18 protein-coding genes are annotated in these 19,184 nt (G+C 73.2%); 10 read left to right on the forward strand and 8 right to left on the reverse strand.

Features of this window, described 5'->3' with window-relative positions:
• Window positions 1-64 precede the first annotated feature (64 nt).
• Genes O2W18_RS08590 through O2W18_RS08600 form a run of 3 tightly spaced genes read left to right on the forward strand, consistent with a single transcriptional unit; the run spans window position 65 to window position 3,164 of the window.
• The gene (locus O2W18_RS08590; RefSeq protein ID WP_269187120.1) at window positions 65-1,240 is read left to right on the forward strand and encodes an AAA family ATPase; all 1,176 of its coding nucleotides are present in this window, start codon (window positions 65-67) and stop codon (window positions 1,238-1,240) included.
• Complete coding sequence (locus O2W18_RS08595) at window positions 1,237-2,211, forward strand: DUF58 domain-containing protein (RefSeq protein WP_269187121.1); 975 nt, start codon at window positions 1,237-1,239, stop codon at window positions 2,209-2,211. Before O2W18_RS08590 ends, O2W18_RS08595 begins: the two co-directional genes overlap by 4 nt.
• On the forward strand, window positions 2,208-3,164 hold the full coding sequence (locus tag O2W18_RS08600; protein ID WP_269187122.1) for a VWA domain-containing protein: 957 nt from the start codon (window positions 2,208-2,210) through the stop codon (window positions 3,162-3,164). The genes O2W18_RS08595 and O2W18_RS08600 overlap by 4 nt, the downstream gene beginning before the upstream one ends.
• Before the next feature lie 81 nt (window positions 3,165-3,245).
• Here O2W18_RS08600 and O2W18_RS08605 read toward each other — a convergent pair whose 3' ends face one another.
• Window positions 3,246-4,217 (reverse strand): quinone oxidoreductase family protein, encoded by a 972-nt coding sequence (locus O2W18_RS08605; RefSeq protein WP_269187123.1) that lies wholly within the window; start codon window positions 4,215-4,217, stop codon window positions 3,246-3,248.
• Window positions 4,218-4,298: 81 nt separating this feature from the next.
• Window positions 4,299-5,165, reverse strand: coding sequence for an SDR family NAD(P)-dependent oxidoreductase (locus O2W18_RS08610; RefSeq protein WP_269187124.1), 867 nt, complete (start codon window positions 5,163-5,165; stop codon window positions 4,299-4,301).
• 152 nt (window positions 5,166-5,317) lie between these two features.
• On the opposite strand from O2W18_RS08610, the gene O2W18_RS08615 reads away from it, so the two are divergent.
• Window positions 5,318-6,160, forward strand: coding sequence for a helix-turn-helix transcriptional regulator (locus O2W18_RS08615; protein ID WP_269187125.1), 843 nt, complete (start codon window positions 5,318-5,320; stop codon window positions 6,158-6,160).
• A 31-nt stretch (window positions 6,161-6,191) separates the two neighbouring features.
• Here O2W18_RS08615 and O2W18_RS08620 read toward each other — a convergent pair whose 3' ends face one another.
• Entirely contained in the window at window positions 6,192-7,928 is a 1,737-nt protein-coding gene (locus O2W18_RS08620) for a DUF429 domain-containing protein (RefSeq protein WP_269187126.1), read from the reverse strand.
• 292 nt (window positions 7,929-8,220) lie between these two features.
• A complete protein-coding gene (locus tag O2W18_RS08625) occupies window positions 8,221-9,096 on the reverse strand; it encodes a helix-turn-helix domain-containing protein (protein ID WP_269187127.1) in 876 nt (291 codons plus the stop codon).
• 108 nt (window positions 9,097-9,204) lie between these two features.
• Here O2W18_RS08625 and O2W18_RS08630 point away from each other — a divergent pair, with 108 nt between their 5' ends.
• A complete protein-coding gene (locus tag O2W18_RS08630) occupies window positions 9,205-9,903 on the forward strand; it encodes an SDR family NAD(P)-dependent oxidoreductase (protein WP_269187128.1) in 699 nt (232 codons plus the stop codon).
• Between the two features lie 296 nt (window positions 9,904-10,199).
• On the opposite strand, the gene O2W18_RS08635 is transcribed toward O2W18_RS08630, so the two are convergent.
• Window positions 10,200-10,703, reverse strand: a complete 504-nt coding sequence (locus O2W18_RS08635; protein WP_269187129.1) for a MarR family winged helix-turn-helix transcriptional regulator — start codon at window positions 10,701-10,703, stop codon at window positions 10,200-10,202.
• Between the two features lie 110 nt (window positions 10,704-10,813).
• On the opposite strand from O2W18_RS08635, the gene O2W18_RS08640 reads away from it, so the two are divergent.
• Entirely contained in the window at window positions 10,814-11,590 is a 777-nt protein-coding gene (locus O2W18_RS08640) for an SDR family NAD(P)-dependent oxidoreductase (RefSeq protein WP_269187130.1), read from the forward strand.
• Between the two features lie 107 nt (window positions 11,591-11,697).
• On the opposite strand, the gene O2W18_RS08645 is transcribed toward O2W18_RS08640, so the two are convergent.
• Entirely contained in the window at window positions 11,698-11,814 is a 117-nt protein-coding gene (locus O2W18_RS08645) for a Zn-dependent oxidoreductase (RefSeq protein WP_269187131.1), read from the reverse strand.
• Window positions 11,815-12,208: 394 nt separating this feature from the next.
• Between O2W18_RS08645 and O2W18_RS08650 the strand changes: the two genes are divergently transcribed.
• On the forward strand, window positions 12,209-12,646 hold the full coding sequence (locus O2W18_RS08650) for an SRPBCC family protein (protein ID WP_269187132.1): 438 nt from the start codon (window positions 12,209-12,211) through the stop codon (window positions 12,644-12,646).
• Window positions 12,647-13,049: 403 nt separating this feature from the next.
• Here the strand turns inward: O2W18_RS08650 and O2W18_RS08655 are convergent, their stop codons facing one another.
• Window positions 13,050-13,847 carry a MerR family transcriptional regulator gene (locus O2W18_RS08655; RefSeq protein WP_269187133.1) on the reverse strand — a complete coding sequence of 266 codons (798 nt, stop codon included), beginning with the start codon at window positions 13,845-13,847 and terminating at the stop codon, window positions 13,050-13,052.
• A 78-nt stretch (window positions 13,848-13,925) separates the two neighbouring features.
• On the opposite strand from O2W18_RS08655, the gene O2W18_RS08660 reads away from it, so the two are divergent.
• From O2W18_RS08660 to O2W18_RS08670, 3 genes are all read left to right on the forward strand, one after another.
• On the forward strand, window positions 13,926-14,279 hold the full coding sequence (locus O2W18_RS08660; RefSeq protein ID WP_269187134.1) for a nuclear transport factor 2 family protein: 354 nt from the start codon (window positions 13,926-13,928) through the stop codon (window positions 14,277-14,279).
• A gap of 199 nt (window positions 14,280-14,478) precedes the next feature.
• Complete coding sequence (locus tag O2W18_RS08665; RefSeq protein WP_269187135.1) at window positions 14,479-17,178, forward strand: ATP-binding protein; 2,700 nt, start codon at window positions 14,479-14,481, stop codon at window positions 17,176-17,178.
• Window positions 17,179-17,311: 133 nt separating this feature from the next.
• Window positions 17,312-18,055 carry an alpha/beta fold hydrolase gene (locus tag O2W18_RS08670; RefSeq protein WP_269187136.1) on the forward strand — a complete coding sequence of 248 codons (744 nt, stop codon included), beginning with the start codon at window positions 17,312-17,314 and terminating at the stop codon, window positions 18,053-18,055.
• Window positions 18,056-18,514: 459 nt separating this feature from the next.
• Here the strand turns inward: O2W18_RS08670 and O2W18_RS08675 are convergent, their stop codons facing one another.
• Entirely contained in the window at window positions 18,515-19,147 is a 633-nt protein-coding gene (locus O2W18_RS08675) for a class I SAM-dependent methyltransferase (RefSeq protein WP_269187137.1), read from the reverse strand.
• Between the last annotated feature and the right edge of the window lie 37 nt (window positions 19,148-19,184).

Consider the following 19,184-nt stretch of genomic DNA (forward strand, 5'->3'; position numbering starts at 1 on the left):
TGTCGTCGGCTGCCGGACCGTGCAGCCCCGCTGGTCGCACAGCCAGATGTAGGACACTCGACGCGTGACCGCCGCCGGCAGCTCGCCCGCCCCCGAACAGCCCACCCCGCCCTCGGTCGACGCCGCGCGCCTGGAGCGTGCGCTGTTCGAGATCAAGCGGGTCATCGTCGGCCAGGACCGGTTGGTCGAGCGGATGCTCGTGGGCCTGCTGGCCCGCGGGCACGTGCTCCTCGAGGGCGTGCCCGGCGTCGCGAAGACCCTCGCCGTGGAGACCCTGGCCACCGTCGTCGGCGGGAAGTTCTCCCGGCTGCAGTTCACCCCCGACCTGGTGCCGGCCGACATCATCGGCACCCGCATCTACAAGTCCGGCCAGGACACCTTCGCCACCGAGCTGGGGCCGGTCTTCGCCAACTTCCTGCTCGCCGACGAGATCAACCGGGCCCCGGCCAAGGTGCAGTCGGCGCTGCTGGAGGTCATGGCCGAGCGGCAGGTCTCCATCGGCGGCGTCGCCCATCCGCTGCCCGACCCCTTCCTGGTGCTGGCCACCCAGAACCCGATCGAGAACGAGGGCGTCTACCCGCTCCCGGAGGCCCAGCGCGACCGCTTCCTGCTCAAGGTGCTCGTCGACTACCCGAGCCCGGAGGAAGAGCGGGAGATCATCTACCGGATGGGGTCGACCCCGCCGGAGGCTCAGCCGGTGCTGGGGCCCGAGGACGTGCGCCGGCTGCAGCGCACCGCGTCGGAGGTGTTCGTGCACCACGCGCTGGTCGACTACGTCGTCCGGCTGGTGGTGGCGACCCGGGCGCCGAACGAGCACGGGATGCCCGACGTCGCCAACTGGGTCTCCTACGGCGCGAGCCCGCGCGCCTCGCTCGGCCTGATCGCCTCCAGCCGTGCGCTCGCGCTGATCCGCGGCCGCGACTACGTGCTCCCGCAGGACGTGCTGGACGTGACCGGTGACGTGCTGCGCCACCGGCTGGTGCTCTCCTACGACGCGCTGGCCGACGGCGTGCCGGCCGACCACATCGTCAAGCGGGTGGTGCAGAGCGTGCCGCTGCCGCAGGTCACCCCGCGGCAGCGCGCCGCCGGCTACGGGCCGGGTTCCCCCGGTGGCCCGTCGGTCCCCGGCTTCGGCGGCCCCTCCTTCGGCCCGTCGCAGGGCAGCCCGAACGGCGCTCCCCAGGGTGCGCCGCAGGGCGGCGGTCGTCCCGACGGCGGCTTCGGCCCGCAGCCGGTGTGACCAGCCCGGACGACACCGGCCGGGCGCCGGGCGACGGCGCCCCGCCGCACTTCGGCCCCGGCAGCAACTCGGCGGTGCTGCTGCGCCGCCTGGAGCTCACCGTCCGCCGCCGGCTGGACGGGCTGCTGCAGGGCGACCACCTGGGGCTCGTGCCCGGCTCGGGCAGCGAGGCCGGTGACTCCCGGACCTACCACCCCGGGGACGACGTCCGCCGGATGGACTGGCCGGTGACCGCGCGTACCCAGGTGCCGCACGTCCGGGAGACGATCGCCGACCGGGAGCTGGAGACCTGGGTGGTCCTCGACCTCTCGGCCAGCCTGGACTTCGGCACCGCCGAGTGCGAGAAGCGGGACCTGGCGATCGCCGGCCTCGCGGCGGTCAGCCACCTCACCGTCCATGGCGGCAACCGGCTGGGCGCCGTCGTCACCACCGGCGAGCGGGTCGACCGGTACCCGGCCACCCCCGGGCGGCTGGCCGCGGACCGGCTGCTGCGGTCCGTCGTCGCCACCCCGCGGGCCGCGGCGGGCCGGCGCGGGGACCTCGCCGCGGCGTTGGAGTCGCTGCGCCGCCCGCCGCGGCGGCGCGGGCTGGTCGTCGTCATCTCCGACTTCCTGGGCTCCGATGCGCAGAACACCGCCGACTGGGAGCGCCCGCTGCGGGGGCTGTCGGCCCGGCACGACCTGCTGGCCATCGAGGTCGTCGACCCGCGGGAGCTGGAGCTGGCCGACGTGGGCCTGCTGACCGTCGTCGACCCCGAGACCGGTCAGACGCTGGAGGTGCCCACCGGGAACGCGGAGGTCCGCCGCCGCTTCGCCGAGGGCGCCGCCGCCCAGCGCCGCGAGATCGCCGCCGCCCTGCGCCGCGCCGGTGCCGGGCACCTGAGACTGCAGACCGACCGCGACTGGCTGGCCGACGTCGTCCGCTACGTCGCCGACCGCCGGCGCGCCGGCAGTGGAGGGGCCTCCCGATGACCTTCCAGTCCCCGTGGTGGCTGGCCGGGCTGCTGGCGGTGGTGGCCCTGGTCGGCCTCTACGTGCTGCTGCAGCGGCGCCGGGCCAAGTACGCCGCGCGCTTCACCAACGTGGCGATGCTCGGCTCGCTGGTGCCCAAACGGGCCGGGTGGCGCCGGCACGTCGCGTTCGGGCTCGTCGCCCTGGGGCTCGCGGTGCTGGTCGCCTCGCTGGCGCAGCCGAGCACCGAGGTCCGGGTGCCGCGGGAACGCGCCACGGTGATCATGGCCGTCGACGTCTCGCTGTCCATGCGCGCGACCGACGTCGAGCCCGACCGCTTCCAGGCCATGCAGCTGGCGGCCGAGGAGTTCGTGGAGGTGCTGCCGGAGCGGATCAACCTGGGGCTGGTCGCCTTCGCCGGGACGGCGGCCACCCTGGTCACCCCGACGACGGACCGGGAGGAGGTGCGCACCGCGATCGAGAACCTCGAGCTGGCCGAGGCGACGGCGATCGGGGACGCGATCTTCACCTCGCTCACCGCCATCACCAACTACCAGGCGACGCTGGCCTCGGAGGGGATGGAGGCGCCGCCGGCCCGGATCGTGCTGCTGTCGGACGGGTACAGCACCGTGGGTCGGGAGGCGACCCAGGCGATCGACGCCGCCAACGCCGCCTCGGTGCCGGTCTCCACGATCGCGTTCGGCACCGACTACGGGACGCTGGACATCAACGGCGAGCGGGTGCCGGTGCCGGTCGACCGGGCCACGCTGGAGCAGATCGCCGAGGAGACCGACGGCAGCTACAGCGAGGCGGCCAGCGCCGCGGAGCTGTCAGAGGTCTTCGAGGACCTGGGCAGCCAGATCGGCTACACCACCGAGGCGCAGGACATCAGTCCGTGGTTCGTCCGCGGCGGCGTGCTGTTCGCGTTCCTCGGCGTCGTCGCGTCCCTGCTCTGGACCAACCGCCTGCTCTAGCCGGCTCCCTCCCAGGCATAGGAAGCTCTTCGCCCACTTCTGGCTCGAGAACTGGGTGGAAAGCCTCCTGTGCCTGGCGCCTCAGCGGGTGGGGTCGAGGACGAGCTTGCCGGTGGTGCGCCGGGCGAGCAGGTCCTGGTGGGCCTCCCGGACGGCGGTCAGCGGGTAGCGGCCACCGGAGACCGGCTTCAGGGTCCCGTCGGCGACCATCGCCAGCAGGTCGGTCATCGCGGCGTCCATCATCTCCGGCCGGGTCATGCAGTGCGCCAGCCAGAAGCCGATGACCGCCCGGCTGGTGCCCATCAGCGCGGGCACGGCGACCGTGGCGGGGGCCTCCCGACCGGCCATGCCGTAGGCGACCAGCCGGCCGAAGGGCGCCAGCGCCGACAGCGACCCGTCGAAGACGTTGCCACCGGTCATCTCCAGCACGATGTCGACCCGTCCGCCGCCGTTGGCCTCGCGGAGTGCGGCGGTGAAGGCCTTCGGGTCGTCAGTGGCCAGCGCCGGGTCGACGGTGGCGTCGGCGCCGAGGGACGCGGCGAGCTCCCGCTTCTCCGGGCTGGAGGCGGTGGCGATGACCCGGCCGGCGCCCCAGCGCTTGGCCAGCTGGATCGCCAGGGTGCCGACCCCGCCGGCGCCGGCGATGACGACGACGGACTCGCCCTCGGCCAGGTGGGCGGAGGTGCGCAGCAGGTGCCAGGCGGTGGCCCCCTGCAGGACCACGGCGAGTGCCTGCTCGTCGGTCACCCCGTCGGGCACCGGCCAGGTCAGCCGCGGGTGCGCGGCGACCCGCTCCGCGTAGCCGCCGCCGGGCAGCAGGCCCACCACGCGCTGGCCGCCACCGGCCGGGGTGCCGACGAACTCGGCCCCCGGGATCAGCGGGAGCTGCTGCTTGGCGAGGTAGCTGTCCTCGGTCTGGTGGGTGTCGGCGAAGTTGACCCCGGCGGAGGAGATGTCGAACAACGTCTCGCCGTCCCCGGGCACCGGGTCGGGCAGGTCGACGACGTCCATGACCTCGGGTCCGCCGAAGCGGGTGATCTGCACTGATCGCATGCACGTGAGGCTAGGCGCGGCCCAGAGGTCCGCAGTGCCGAGGTCCGCAGTGCATGCGACCAACCTGCCCGGTCAGCACACCTAGAACTCGGCCCGGACACCGGTCAGGGCCTCGGTGGCCGCCCACAGGGCGCGGGCGGTCTCCTCGTCCAGCCCCTTCCGCGCCTGGCGGCGCACCGTCGGGTGGCCCTTGACGCTGGCGATGCCGTCGGGCCCGACGTAGGCGTTGCCCGGCACGTCCTGGGTCGCGGCGAACAGCGTCGGCAGGGCGCCGTGCTCGACGTCGTTGAGCAGCGGGCCTCCCAGGCGCAGGACGACCTTCTGGCTGGAGTGGTCGACCAGGCCGGTGTGGGCGATGCCCGGGTGGGCCAGCACCGAGCGGACCGGGCTGCTGATCGCGGTGAACCGGCGCTGCAGCTCCAGGGAGAAGAGGACCTGAGCGAGCTTGGAGTCCCGGTAGGCCTGCATCGGTCGGTAGGTCCGCGTCCTCCAGTCCAGGTCGGCGACGTCCACCTTCCCCAGACGGTGCAACTGGCTGGTCACGCTGACCACCCGACCGGTGACGTGCGGCAGCAGCAGGTTCGTCAGCACGAAGGGGCCGGTGTAGTTGGTCGCGGTCTGCCGCTCGAGGCCGTCCGCCGTCCGCGCGGCAGGGGTGTCCATGACCCCGGCGTTGTTCACCAGCACGTCCAGTGGCCCGGTCCACGCCGCGGCGAACTCCCGGACCGACGACAGGTCCGACACGTCCAACCGGCGGACGTCGAACTCGCCGGCCAGCCCGGCGACCGCGGACCGGACCCTGTCCGGGTCACGGACCCCCAGCACCACCCGGGCGCCGGCCCGGCCCAGCTCCCGCGCGGTCACCCAGCCGATGCCCCGGCCCGCGCCGGTGACCAGCACCGTGCGCCCGGTCGAGTCCGGCAGGTCTGCCGCCGTCCACTCGCTCATCTGAACTCCTCCTCGATCGTGCCGACGGCATCAGTGCACGGCAGCGCGGGCGCAGCAGAAAGGACACGCCCAGCCACTGACCCCCAGTCAGTGGCTGAGGACGCTGCCGGCCGCGACCATGGGGTGACGACAGGAGGACCATGGGGCGGTCGGTGGACCAAGCTGCGCTCGGTGATTTCCTGCGCGCGCGCAGGGAAGCACTGAGCCCGGAGGACGTCGGGCTGGTCCCGCGGGTGCGCCGGCGCACCCCAGGGCTCCGGCGCGAGGACGTCGCCGAGCTGTGCGCGATGTCGGTGGACTACGTTGCCCGCCTCGAGCGCGGCGACGGCCCGCAGCCCTCGGCGCAGATGGCCGCCGCGCTGGCCCGTGGCCTGCGGCTGACCCTGGCCGAGCGCGACCACCTGTTCCTGCTCTGCGGGCACCGGCCGGCGTCCCGGGAGCTGCGCGGCGAGCACGTGGGCCCGGCTCTGCTGCGGGTGCTCGACCGCCTCGCCGACACCCCTGCCCAGGTGATCGGGCCGGCCGGCGAGACGCTGCTGCAGACCCCGGCCGCCATCGCCCTGCTCGGTGAGCAGACGCAGCACGCCGGCCTGGCGCGCAGTGCGACCTACCGGTGGTTCACCGACCACGGTGAGCGCGCGCGGTACCTGCTCGACGACCACGAGCTCAACGGCCGGGTGCAGGTCTCCCAGCTCCGCGCGGCAGCGGCCCGGGACGGCGCGGACTCGCGGGCGGCGCAGGTGGTCGCCACGTTGCGGCGGGACAGCGCCGAGTTCGCCGAGCTCTGGGACCGGCACGAGGTCGGGCTGCGGTGGAGAGACGCCAAACGATTCGTGCACCCGCAACTGGGCCGACTCGACCTGCACTGCCAGACCTTGCTGGACCCCGACCAAGGGCAGTCTCTGCTCGTCTTCACCGCGACCCCGGGCACCGAGGACGCCGAGAAGCTGGCCTTGCTCGCCGTCCTCGGCACCGACCGCTTCCCGATCGGCTGACCCCGGCCCTCCGGGTACAGCCGGCCGTCGGTCAGCCGCCGGTGAGCCGCTGCAGCCGGGTGGTCAGCGCGGCCCGCCGGTCGGCATTGCCGTGCAGCTCCACGTACCGCTGCCCGAAGCCGGCCAACAGCGTGTCGTCCAGCCGGCGCACGGCACCCGGGGGATAGCGGTAGTCCATCCGGGCGGGGATGCCGCTGTCGTCGGCGCCGCGCAGCACCTCGCCCAGCTCCACCAGGCTGGTCACGCCCAGCTCCAGCAGCAGGCCGGAGATCCAGGTGTAGTGGTCCGGACGCGACCAGCCGGCGTCGGCGTACTGCCCGGCCAGGAACGCAGCCAGCTCGCGGGGCGCGATCCGGGGGTCGTCGGGGTCGGTGTCGTCGACCTCGTCGGCGGGAACCGGTGCCCGGAGGCGCTCGCGGATCGCGGTGAACTCCTGGTCGGCCAGCTCCAGCAGCCCGGCGGCCAGGGTGAACCGGCGGTCGAACTCGGAGGCGTGCTCGGCCGGCACCGTGCCCTTGTAGCGGATGTCGTGCTCGAACTCGGCCCACGCGTGCTGCAGCACCGTGCGCACCTGCACCTGGACCACGCGCCCGACCAGCTCCGGCAGCTCGGCCACCCGACCCGGGTCCACGCCGATCAGCAGGTGCCGGCTGGCGTAGCCGAACCGGCCCTGCTGCGCGGTCCGCCGACCCATGTCGCGGTCGTCGATCACCCGCACCTGCGCGGCCAGCAGCTCCGCGACCGCCTCCACGTCGCTCTGCACGTAGGTGATCACCCGCACGCCGATCTGGTCGGTGATCTCCCGCGCCGGATCCGGGTAGGCGAGCACGCCGTCGACCGTGCGGGCCGCCTTCTCCGCGAACGAGGCGATGGTCTTGGTCCGCCCGGTCACCGACAGGTAGTTGATCCCCGCGTCGTCGAGCACCCCGGTGACGAGTGCGAGCGCCTGCGCCCCGGCGACCAGGGTCTCGGGCCGGCCGTCGGCGTACGCCTGGATGGCCTGCTGCACCGGGTCGGCCGCGGGTGCGGCGACCCGGGGGCCGGGCTGCAGGTCCGGCGGCAGGGTCGGGGTCACGATGGCGCCGCCGGCCGCGTCGCCGTATGTGGTCACCTCGTCCGGGCGCCGGACGGCGATCCATCCCACGTAGGCGCACACCACGGCGTCGACCTGGTCCTCCGCCACCCGCAGCTCGCTCTTGCGGGTGGCGGCCTGCACCTGCTGGCGCAGCCCGGCGAACGGTGCGCCGAGGTCGAGCTCGACCACCGCGCCCAGCAGGTCGATGAGCAGCAGCAGCTCCGCGCGCATCTGCTCGAGCACCCGGCCCGGCTTGTTCTTGTACTTCAGCGTGCGGCCCAGCCGGAACAGCGCCACCGTCGCCGCGTGCGGGTAGACCTCGATCCCACGGCGGTCGCGGCCCGAGCGGGGATCGAGGTCCAGCCGCAGGCGCCGGCCGATCCGCCCGGCCCGGGTGTCACCATCGGTGAACTCTGGTTTCCCGGTGTTCGTCGGGTGCGTCCCGGCCTGGAACCTCGCGAAGTCGGCGTTCAGCGCCCGCTCGGCGGCCCGGTTGCCGGTGGCGTTGGTGACCACCAGCGGGGCGTCGATCGCCACGATGCACGGGCCGGTCGTGAACGGGGCCAGCGCGGTCTCGATCTGCTCGTCGGTGCGCACCGCGCAGACGTGCACCAGTCGGCCGGTGTCGTCGAGCACGGCGAGGCCGGTGGGCTGCTTGAGCCCCCAGGCGAGGTCGATCCCGATGTGCTGCACGGGGTCAGCTTGCCCTGCCCCACACCTCGTCGGGGCTCCTCCCGCGGGACCTGCATGGCGCGTGCATGTGTCGGTCCGCCCGAGGTCGCTCGGATGAGCGCCGTTCCACCGGCCGGCCCGTTCTCCGGGTGGACGAATCGCCGACCTGCACGTCGTCGTGGCGACGCGGATGTGCACCTGCCCTGTGCCGGCCCTGGGTGCTCGGAACAGCGGGCCGCGCGGTCGCCGCCCGATGCCTCCGTGGCGCCGGATGCCTCGGGAAGCGCTGCACCAACCTGTCCGGGCAGCACGACTAGCGGACGGTCAGCGGGGAGCCTGGTGAGGGGGTGGTGGTGCTGGGGAGCGAGAGCTGCGTGAGACGGTGCGCATCCCGCGTCCCGGGTGCCGGTGAATAGACCACCAGGCGCACGTCGGAGCCAGGCGCCTGGAGGACGTCGCCGTCCAGGACGAGCAGTCCGACGTCGGGGTGCTGCACGTGCTTGCGCATGCCCCGGAAGCGGGCGGGACGTGCGGCGTCCCAGCGCTCGACGAACTCGGGACTGGTCTGGCGCAGAGCGGCGACGAGGTCCACCAGCTCCGGGTCCCGGGGATGCTCGACCAGGGCCACCCGCAGGTCGCCCACGATGGCGTCCCGGTAGTTCTCGTCCTCGCTGGGATCGATCCACACGCCCGGGTTCGGCTGGGTCATCTCGAACCAGACGACGTTGCGCTCACGGGCCCCGACGGGCGCGGGGTCACCGAGCAACGCCGACCAGGCGGTGTTCCACCGGAGCAGCCACCAGTCGGCCGAGTACACGGCGACCGGCCACTGCTGCAGGCGAGCGACCATGCGCTCGACGCCTTCGGGGACGACTCGGACCACGGGCCCGACGACGGGGGCCAGGCCGGCGGCGCGGTGCAGGAGCGCGGACTCGTCCGGGTCGAGGCGCAGCGAGCGGGACAGTGCCGCGACCACGGACGCCGACGGTCGGGACGCCCGTCCCTGTTCCAGCTGCACCACGTAGTCCACGGAGACGCCTGCCAGCAGGGCCAGTTCCTCGCGGCGGAGACCCGGGGCGCGGCGAGCGGCGACCGCGTCGACGGGAGCGAAGGTGCAGCGGTCCCGGAACCGGCGCAACAGGGTCCCGAGACCTGGCGCTGCTCCGGGATCGCTCAGAGGGGCTGCCACGCGACCATCCTGCCTCGCCCCGGCCGCTGCCAGCGGAGGGTGGTACCAGCAGTCCTACCGACCCACGTCGCCTTCCACCCGGCTCCGCGGCGTCGCACGCTGGCGCCCATGGACACCATCACCCTCGTCACCGGGGGCAACAAGGGCATCGGGTACGAGACGGCCCGACGGCTCCGCGACGCCGGGCACACGGTCGTGATCGGCGCGCGAGATGCTGGGCGCGGCCGCGCAGCCGCCGCCGACCTCGGCGTCGGTCTGATCCACCTGGACGTGACCGACCAGGCCAGCGTGGACGGGGCGGCTGAACGGGTGCGGCAGGACCACGGTCGCCTGGACGTCCTGGTCAACAACGCCGCGGTCAACAGTGTGGTGGCACCACTGGAGAGCACGGACGCCGCCGACGCCGCCGCGATGCTGGACACCAACCTGCTGGGGGCGCTGCGGGTCACCAACGCCTTCATCCCGCTCCTCCGGGAGTCCCGGCACGCCCGGATCGTCAACGTGTCCTCCTTCGTGGGTTCGTTCGCGGCGACCCTCGAGCACGACATGTTCGACTGGCGGGTCGTCCCGCCCGTGTACGCCATCTCGAAGACAGCGCTCACGATGCTCACCCTCCGGTACTCCCGGGAGCTGCCCGGCATGCTGGTGAACGCCGCTGACCCCGGCTACACGAAGACGGACCTGAACGACCACCAGGGCACCCAGACGGTCACCGAGGGGAGTGATGTGATCGTGCGCCTGGCCATGCTCGCCGACGACGGTCCCACCGGCACCTACGTGAGCCGGGACGACGTCGTGCCGTGGTGACGGAGGGCGGCACCTGCCTCGCCGCACGGGGTCGTCCCGCCGTGGGGTGGACCGCAGCGCGCGGCCGTCCGCACCCGCCGTGGCCTTCCGGGGTGTTCAGGTCCGGTGCCCGTTCCTGAACCGTTGGGCACCGGTGCCGAGCTGTCCGATGGGCAGTGGGCGGTGATCGAGCCGTTGATGCCGTAGGTGACCGGCCGGTCGGGGCGGTACCGGGATCATCGGCAGCCCGGGCGGAGGCAGCGTTCGCTCCCAGCAGTCGGCAGCCGTCGTCGCTCTCCTCGCAGAAGAGCTGTGCGTCATTCGCTCGGGGGTCGCCAGGCTCGTCCGGCGCCGGCTGCAGAGAGGATGCGCCGGGTGATGTCTTGGAGTTGGCGTTGCTGCGTTTTCGTCAGGGGCTCCAGGACCAGCCGCCGGACGGTCGCGATGTGTCCCGGCGCGGCTTCCTCGACCTTGTCCCGCCCGAGGTCGGTGAGGGTCGCCAGGGTGTAGCGCCCGTCGCCAGGGTCGACGGCGCGTTGGACCCATCGTCGTCGCTCCAACCGCGTCACTGCGCGGGAGAGCCGGGTCAACGTGCTGTTCGCGTAGCCCGCCAGGACGCTCATCCGCAGCGTGCGGTCCGGCGCGTGCATGAGGGCGAACAGGACGCCGAACTCGAAGTGCGTGACGTCGGCGTCCCGCTGGAGCTGGGCGTCCAGCAGTGCTGGCAGCCACTCGAGGACGGTCGCGAAGCCGGACCACGTGTGCAGCTCATCGTCCTCGAACCCGGGCGGGTCGGGCGCCTCACCCATGTCGATGGTCATCCCGGCAGCGCATGCGCTGCAGCTTAGGTCAGTTGACGAGGCAAGTGAAGCGACCTAGTTTCACTTGCCCAGGCAAGTGACGACGGAGGCCGGACATGGATCTACAGCTCGTGGGCAAGAGTGCGTTCATCAGCGGATCGACGCAGGGGATCGGCTACGCCATCGCTCGGGCCCTCGCTGCCGAGGGGGTCTCGGTCGTTCTCCACGGCCGCAGGTCCGAACGGGTCGAGGAGGCAGTCGCTCGCCTGCGCGCGGAGGAGCGCGGCGTCGAGGTGTCCGGCGTCGCAGGCGACTTCGCGGACGACACGCAGGTCCGGGAGGTGCTGGATGCCCTCGGTGCCGTCGACATCCTGGTCAACAACGTCGGCCTCTTCGAGGTGAAGCCCTTCGCGGCCGTCACGGACGAGGACTGGCAGTTGTTCTACGACGTCAACGTCATGAGTGCCGTCCGCCTGTCCCGGCAGCTCCTGCCCGGCATGCTCGCCCGGGGTTGGGGCCGCGTCGTCTTCATCAGCAGCGAGTCCGGCGTCAACGTCCCGGCTGACATGATCCACTACGGCGTCACGAAAGCGGCTCTGCTCGCGCTCAGCAACGGCCTCGCCAAGTTGACCCGCGGCAGCGAGGTCACGGTGAACGCCATCGTCGGAGGCCCGACCTACTCCGACGGCGTCGCGACAGCGGTCCGATCCATAGCCGAGGCCCAGGGCCTCCCCGAGGCGGACATGAAGGCCGTCATCGCGCACGGGAACGCCACATCACTCGTCCAGCGGTTCCTCCACCCTGCCGAGCTGGCATCGCTCACGACCTACCTCGCCAGCCCGCTCTCCGCAGCCACGAACGGCAGCGCCCTGCGTGCTGACGGCGGCACGCTCGTTCAAGTTCTCTGAGTCCTGGTGGGCAATTGGACTACCAGCCCACTCCCCATCTCGTGGTGCCGGGCGGAGGGTGCGGTCGAGTCAGTTGGACGACGGCCGGTGATGCGCGTCGGCGTGGTCTACCCCGCCGAGCTCACCTCGTCCAGCTGCTCGCCGTCCCCGGGGACCGGTTCGGGCAGGTCGACGACGTCCATGAACTCGGGCCCGCCGAAGCGGGTGATCTGCACGGCTCGCATGGGCAGGAGGCTGGGTCGAGGCCGCCCCCAGAGAATGGGCCATCGCAGCTTCCTGCTCGAGCAGGTGGCCCATGAGTGCAAGGGATCGCGGCGGGCGTGTGGGCGCCGCTGCCATGAACGGGCGACGGTGTGAAGGCGAGTACTCCCTGGCCGGGCAGGGGGGCGTCGTCTCCTCGCTGGTCACCTGGTGTCAGCTTGGGTGGGTCATCCCGCGGGTAGGCCACCGTTTCGGTGTTCGCGGACCACAGCGAGAAGCGCGGGGCTTCTCTGGCGTGACGCTCCTGCCATGGGGTCGTGGCCGGAGGAGGGCCGGGGGTCAAGTCTGCGACAGGCAGACACTGTCGCTGTCGTTTCATGCCCCTATGAGTCTCATGCTCCTGTGAGGAGTGCCCTGGTGCTTTCCTATGAGGCGCGAGCGGTGTCGGCGGCTCCGCGCCCTGAGGTGTGGACGCTGCTGCTCGACTCGGCCAGCTGGCCAACATGGTCGACCGTCGATGAGCTGGTTCTGGACCGATCCGAGGGGCTGGCACCCGATGGCCGTGACGGAGTCGGCGCCACCCGAGCCTTCCGCACCGGCAAGGTGGTCACGGTCGAGCGCATCACCGCTCTCGATCCTCCCCGGCGTTTCGCCTACGAGGGAGTGCGCAGTGCTCTCGTCTTCGACTACGCCGCGGTGATCGAACTGGATGAGACGTCGTCCGGGGGAACGACCATCCGGTGGTCAGGCAGCTACACCGCTCGCTGGGGCACCCGGTGGCTGATGCGTCGCATCATGCGCGGGGTGATGCAGAGGATGGCGGACGGTCTGGCGTCCCACTCGTCCGCGCAGTGAACACAGTCGGCGCTCCTGGTCTCCTCACCACCCGGTGAACGTGTGCGCGACCGTCACGGGGCTGACGTCCGGTCACTCGGCGATCTGTTGGCTGGACCGGTAGTGCGCGTCGTCGCATGCCCGGACCTCGTGAGCGCCGCGGGCGGCACCTCATGGAGGCCTTGTCACGGCCGTGGTCGGTCGTGGCGCGCGTAGCGATCGGCTGGCTGGTCGATCGAGCCGCCGGCGCGCCGGCCACAGGCGGCTGACCCACGGATCACCCACGGGGGCGCGCCCAGGTCCCGGCCCACTGCACCCGGCTTCCCGGGCTCGGGTGCCGCTCCACGTGGTCCGGAGGCGCCGTGACGCATCTACGCGTGGACCGGTGCCCTGGTCGCCACGAGGGGCCGGACGGGCTGACCGCTCATCGCGGGGTCATGCGGAAGACGGGCCAGCCGATCTCGGTGCGCCAGGCAGCCGGGTCGGCCGTGTCTCGTGGGCCGACCAGGTACGTCTCCCGTACCGGCCCGGCAACGGCCAGCGCGTTGCTCACCACCCAGGTGCCGAGCTCGCCGTAGGTGACGTCGATGCCGTCGTGCTCGCCGACGTGGGTCGTGACGGCGAGCTCGACGGCCGGCAGGGTGACCGGGTGCACCCGGCCGCTGCGCGGCGGTTCCGCCGTCGGCCGGTACACGAGGAGGTGCCCGCGGCCGTCCTCGAAGAGCGCGTTGTCGTAGAGCCCGCCCGGAGCCCCGGTCGGCTGGCGGACCACGGCGTCCAGCTCGGCCATGGCGCCGGCGTACCAGTCGAGCACCTCCTCGTGCGCCACGTCGTCCTCGACCGCGGCCACCGTCGTCGCCGGGACGGCGCGGACCTCGACGTCCAGCGGGGCCGGCTCCGGCCGGAGCAGTCGGCGCAGCGACGTCACCGCGGCGCGGGTCCGATCCAGCTCCGACTCGAGTCGTTGCAGGTGGTCGGCGACGAGGGCGGCCCGGGTGCTCGGGTCGGGGGAGCGCAGGATGCGCTGGACGTCGGACAGCGGGACGTCGAGCCCCCGCAGGCGGTGGATGACCTGGGCGATCGGGATCTGGTCCGCGCTGTAGTAGCGGTACCCGGTCGTGGCGTCCACTGCCGCGGGCTCGAGCAGGCCGGCGTCGTGGTAGCGGCGCAGCGTGCGCACGCTGAGGTGGGTCAGCCGGGAGAACTCGCCGATCGCCAGCATGCGTGCACTGTGCACCCTCGCCCCCGGGGAGAGTCCAGCGCTTGACCCTCCCGCATCGGGAACCCGCACCGTGGGGACATGACCTCACCGACCCGCATCCAGCTCGACCAGCTCCCCGCGACGATCCGCGGCTACCTCGCCGCGCATGATGCCGGCGACGCGGACACCGCGCTGCGGGCCTTCTCACCCACCGCCGTGGTCGTCGACGACGGCCTCACCTACCGCGGGACCGAGGAGATCCGCCGCTTCCTGGCCAAGGCCGGGGCCGAGTTCACGTACACCAGCACCCTCGTGGCCGCGGAGCGCTCCGACGACGCCCACTGGGTCGCCACCAAGCACCTGGAGGGCGACTTCCCCGGTGGTGTCGTCGACCTGCGCTACCGCTTCGTGATGGACGGCGACTGCATCAGGGAGCTCCTCATCGCGCCCTGACGACCGTGCCCTCGTCGTCGGCGCGTGCCCGGCCGGTGACCCACCGGGTGGGCAGTCGAGAGAGCCCCGCCGTGTCGGAACAGGAGACGTCGTCCCGGCCCCTTACCGGGGAAGCCCTGCGCGCACTAGCTTGCCGTCGGCAAGGGGGATCGAACACCGTGCGGCAGCCGGACGGTGAGGGGCGTTGATGGGCGTGGACATGACGACAGCCCGCCTGGTGGGCCGGGATGCGGAGATCGACGGGCTCGATCGACTGCTCCGCGACGTGCGGCGCCGCGGCGCCGCCGTCCTCGTCTGCGGCGAGGCCGGGATCGGCAAGTCCGCCTTGTTGCACCACGTGTGCGACGCCGCGGCCGGACGCGGGCTGCGGGTGCTGGCAACGGCGGGCGTGGAGTCCGAGATGACCCTGCCGTTCGCCGGCCTCCACCAGCTGGTCCGGCCGCTGCTCGGCCGCCTCCCCGCGCTGCCCGCCCCGCAGCGGCGCGCGCTGAAGGCTGCGTTCGGGATGACCGACGACGCTGCACCGGAGCTCTTCCTGATCGGTCTGGCGGCCCTGACGTTGATCAGCGACAGCGCCGCGGACCAGCCCCTCGTGCTGGTGATCGACGATGCGCACTGGCTCGACCGGCCCAGCGCCGAGGTCCTCGGCTTCGTCGCGCGGCGGCTGGAGTCCGAGGCGGTGGTGATGGTGGCGGCCCAGCGCGACGGCTTCCCCCCTGCCCTCGCCGGCCCGGCGCTGGACGAACACCACCTGGAGCGCCTGGACCGTCGCTCCGCCGAGGACGTGCTGGCCCGGCGGGCGCCCCAGCTCGAGCCGGCCGACCGCCGGCGCCTGCTGGCCGAGGCGGCGGGGAACCCGCTCGCGCTGGTGGAGCTGCCCCTGGAGCGTGCGCGGGACGACTGGGCACCCCTGACACTGACTGTGCGGCTGGAGCAGGCGTTCGCAGCACGGCTCCCTGGGCTGCCCGACGTGACCCGGGACCTGCTGCTCGTCGCAGCGCTGGAGGACGAGGGCGACGTGGGGGAGGCCTTGGTCGCGGCGTCCGCACTCCGCGGCGCCGAGGTCACCGCGGACGCGCTGGCCTCGGCCGTCGAGGTCGGACTGGTCGCCGTCGACGGCGGGGAGCTGACCTTCCGTCATCCGCTGGTCCGCCACGCGATCCGCCAGCGGGCAACCCTGGCCGAGCGGCAGTGCGCGCACATCGCGCTGGCCGGGACGCTCCGTGGCACCGACCGGCGGATCTGGCACCGGGCGGCGGCCGCTGATGCGCCGGACGACGCGGTCGCCGCCGAACTGGAGGACGCCGCCACCCGCGCCCAGCGCCGAGGTGGCGTGGCAGCGGCACAGGCGGCGCTCGAGCGCGCCGCCCGACTGACCGCTGACCCGGCGGAACGGATGCGGCGCTACCTGCGGGCGGCTGAGCTGGCCTTCGAGTGGGGGCGCCCAGACGTCGTCGACCGCCTCCTGCGCGAGACCGCGGCCCTCGACGTCCCGGCTCGGGAGCAGGCCCGCATGACGGTGATCCGGGAGGGGTTCGAGGAGGGCATCCACGACGTCCGCGCAGGCACCCGGATGCTGACGGAGGTCGCCGCCGCGGCCGCCGCCGACGGCCGGGCGGACCAGGCGCTCAGGTTCCTCCAGGCCGCGGCGCTGCGGTGCTGGTGGGCTGATCCCGGCGCGGAGGCGCGCGCCGGTCTTCTCGAGGTCGTCGAGCAGGCACTCGATCCGGACGACGTGCTCGCAGTCGAGGTGCTCTGCTACGTGGCGCCGTTCGACCGCGGAGCGGTGTCCCTCGAGCGGTTGCGCGCCCTGTCCGACGGTCCGCTCGACCCGGCGCGGGCCCAGGCCGCTGGCTTTGCGGCGAGCGTCGTAGGTGACTTCCCGCTGGCCGTGGAGTTCCTGACGTCGGCGCTGGCGGGCCTCCGGGCCGACGGCCGGCTCGGGCTCTTGGGCCGGGGCCTGACGGTGCAGGCCTGGAGCGCGCTCAACGCCGGGCGGTTCGACCTGGCCGCCACGGCTGCCGACGAGGCCGCCCGGCTCGCGGCCGACTCCGCGCAGCCGCTGATGAGGGCCGTCGCCCTGGTGGTCCAGTCGGTCGTCTCCGCAGTCCGCGGCGCCGAGGACGTGGAGGAGCGCCTCGCCGAGGCGGCCCGGCTGGGGATGCAGGTGGACTCGAACGCCGTCCTGGCGGTCGTGCAGTTCGCTCGCGGCATGGTCGCGCTCAACTCGGGGCGGCACGAGACGGCCTGGGACCAGCTCGTCCGCCTCTCCGACCCAGCCGACCCTGCCCACCACCCCGTGGTGCGCAGCTTCGCCGTCGGCGACCTGGTGGAGGCCGCCGTCCACAGCGGGCACCGGGCCGTGGTCGAGCCGATCGTGGCGGACCTCGGGGCGATCGCGGCGCGGACCCGGTCGCCGGTGCTGCAGATCGGGCTCCGGTACGGCCGAGCGCTCCTGGCTCCCGAGGACGAGGCCGAGGAGCTCTTCGCGGCCGCTCTGGCGGCCGACCTGGGCTCCTGGCCCCTTGCCCGTGCCCGCCTGCAGCTGGCCCAGGGGGCCTGGCTGCGGCGCTGTCGGCGGGCGGGGGAGTCACGGGCCCCGCTGCGGGCTGCGCGGGACACCTTCGACGCCCTGGGCGCCGCTGCCTGGGGTGACCGGGCGCGGCAGGAGCTGCGGGCCTCGGGGGAGCAGAGCAGGCCGCGCACCCCGGAGGCACGCGAGCAGCTGAGCCCGCAGGAACTGCTGATCGCGCAGCTGGCCGCCGACGGCCTGACCAACCGGGAGATCGGCGCGCGGCTGTACCTCTCGCACCGGACGGTCGGCACGCACCTGCACCGCATCTTCCCGAAGCTGGGGATCACCTCGCGGGTGGCCCTGCGTGCCGCGATCGGCCCATGACCGGCCGACCCACCGTCGTCGCGACGGTCATCTGACGTACGCGAGGCCGGGGCACCGCTTCCTACGGTCGATGCATCAGCGCTGACGCGACCGATCCGGTCGTCCCGGTCGCTGCGGACCGAGAGGAACGAGCATGACCATCGACCCCGCCATCACCGCGCAGGAGAAGCCCACCGTGGTGCTCGTGCACGGCGCCTTCGCCGAGTCCGCGAGCTGGAACGGGGTGATCGAGCAGCTCAGGGGCGATGGCCACCCGGTCATCGCCGCGGCCAACCCGCTCCGGAGCCTGCGCTACGACGCCCTGCAGTTGCGCAGCGTCCTGGACCAGGTGAGCGGCCCGATCGTGCTGGCCGGCCACTCCTACGGCGGCTCGGTGATGAGCGTGGCGGCCGACGGGCACCCCGGCGTCCGGGCACTCGTCTACGTGGGCAGCTTCCTGCTGGAGGAAGGGGAGAGCACCGGTGAGCTGGCCGGGAAGTTCCCCGGCAACGAACTCGGGTCTGCGCTGGACCCGGTCCCCGTCCCCGACGGGAACGGCGGCACGGTGACCGACCTGTACATCCAGCCGGAGAAGTTCCGGCGAGTGTTCGCCGCCGACGTCCCGCCGGAGGTCGCCGAGCTGATGGTCGCGACGCAGCGGCCCATCACCAGCGAGGCGCTGGAGGAGAAGGCGACGGCGGCGGCCTGGCGGACCATCCCGTCCTGGACGCTCGTCACGCGGCAGGACCTCGCGGTCCCGGCCGAGGCTCAGGTCTTCATGGCCCAGCGGGCACGGTCCACGGCCGTCGAGGTCGATGCCTCCCACGCCGTCGCCGTGTCCCGGCCAGGCGCGGTCGCCGACCTGATCGCCGAGGCCGCCCGGGCGACAGCCGGCTGAGCCGCCGCACCACGACCGGCCCGCCGCCCTCCGGGACCCAGCTGACGGAGCGGGGCGGTCGGGGCGGCGCCGCCACCCCGCCGACAGGAATCGGTGACGACATGGAGTCCACGCCCTTGCTGCACCGTGGCGACGACGTACGAGTGGACCTCGCGCGAGCATCGTGGAGCACCCCCGATGACGTGAGCGACACGTCACCCCGGCCCTCGTGAGGGCCTTCTCGCACGTCCAGTTCCACGACGCCACCCGATCCGCGTCCCGGGGGACAGGATGCCCGCCCTGTTGCGGCTGGCCAGGCCGACCGGCGCCCGACCGGAAGGCGTTGGTCGTCTCGAGCGACTTCCCGGACGCCGTCGAGCTCGTCACCCGCCTGTACGACGACCTCGGGTTCGACGCGGTCGACGACAGCCCACTCAGCGAGTCATGGTGCAGTGCCCCGGGAAGGCCGATGTGGCGCCATCACGTCGACGGACAGAGCCGCGAGGAGCTCGTCCAGGACCTCCGGCGCGCCGACCGGATCCTCAGCTGATCGCGGACCGCGCCTCGCCCGGCTGTCGTGGGCCGGCGCGCGTAGTACACGACGGCGGGCGGGAGGTTCCGCCAGACGGTCCGGCCGATGAGCACCTCCTCGAACCGCGCCTCCAGCTCCCGGCGGAACCGTCGGGCGGCGGGCGTCCACCGGCTGTGGACGTACGCGAACGTGGTGAACACGCCATCCGGCGAGAGACCGGTGACCATCGCGTCGAGCAGCTGCGCCTGCTGCTGCGGCCGGAATGCGGCCCACGGCAGGCCGCTGACGACGACGTCGGCGTGCGCGATGCCGCGGTCGGTGAGCACCGTGCCGAGCTGGGCGGCGTCCGCCTGGACCACCGCGACGGCCGGGTGCCGGGTGGACAGGGCCCTGGCCAGCCGTGCGTTGACCTCGATCGCCAGCTGCCGGCCCCGCCCAGCGAGCCGCTGCTCGATGGCCGTCGTCATCGCCCCGGTGCCAGGACCCAGCTCGACGACGACCACGTCTGCGCCGAGGGGCACCGGTGCGATGGCGGCGCGGGTCAGCGCTCTCCCGCTGGCCGCGACCGCACCGATCGTCATGGGCGCTCGGAGGAACTCGCGCGGCATCGAGAGGTCG

The sequence above is a fragment of the Modestobacter sp. VKM Ac-2983 genome, from assembly GCF_026967885.1.
Taxonomy (GTDB): domain Bacteria; phylum Actinomycetota; class Actinomycetes; order Mycobacteriales; family Geodermatophilaceae; genus Modestobacter.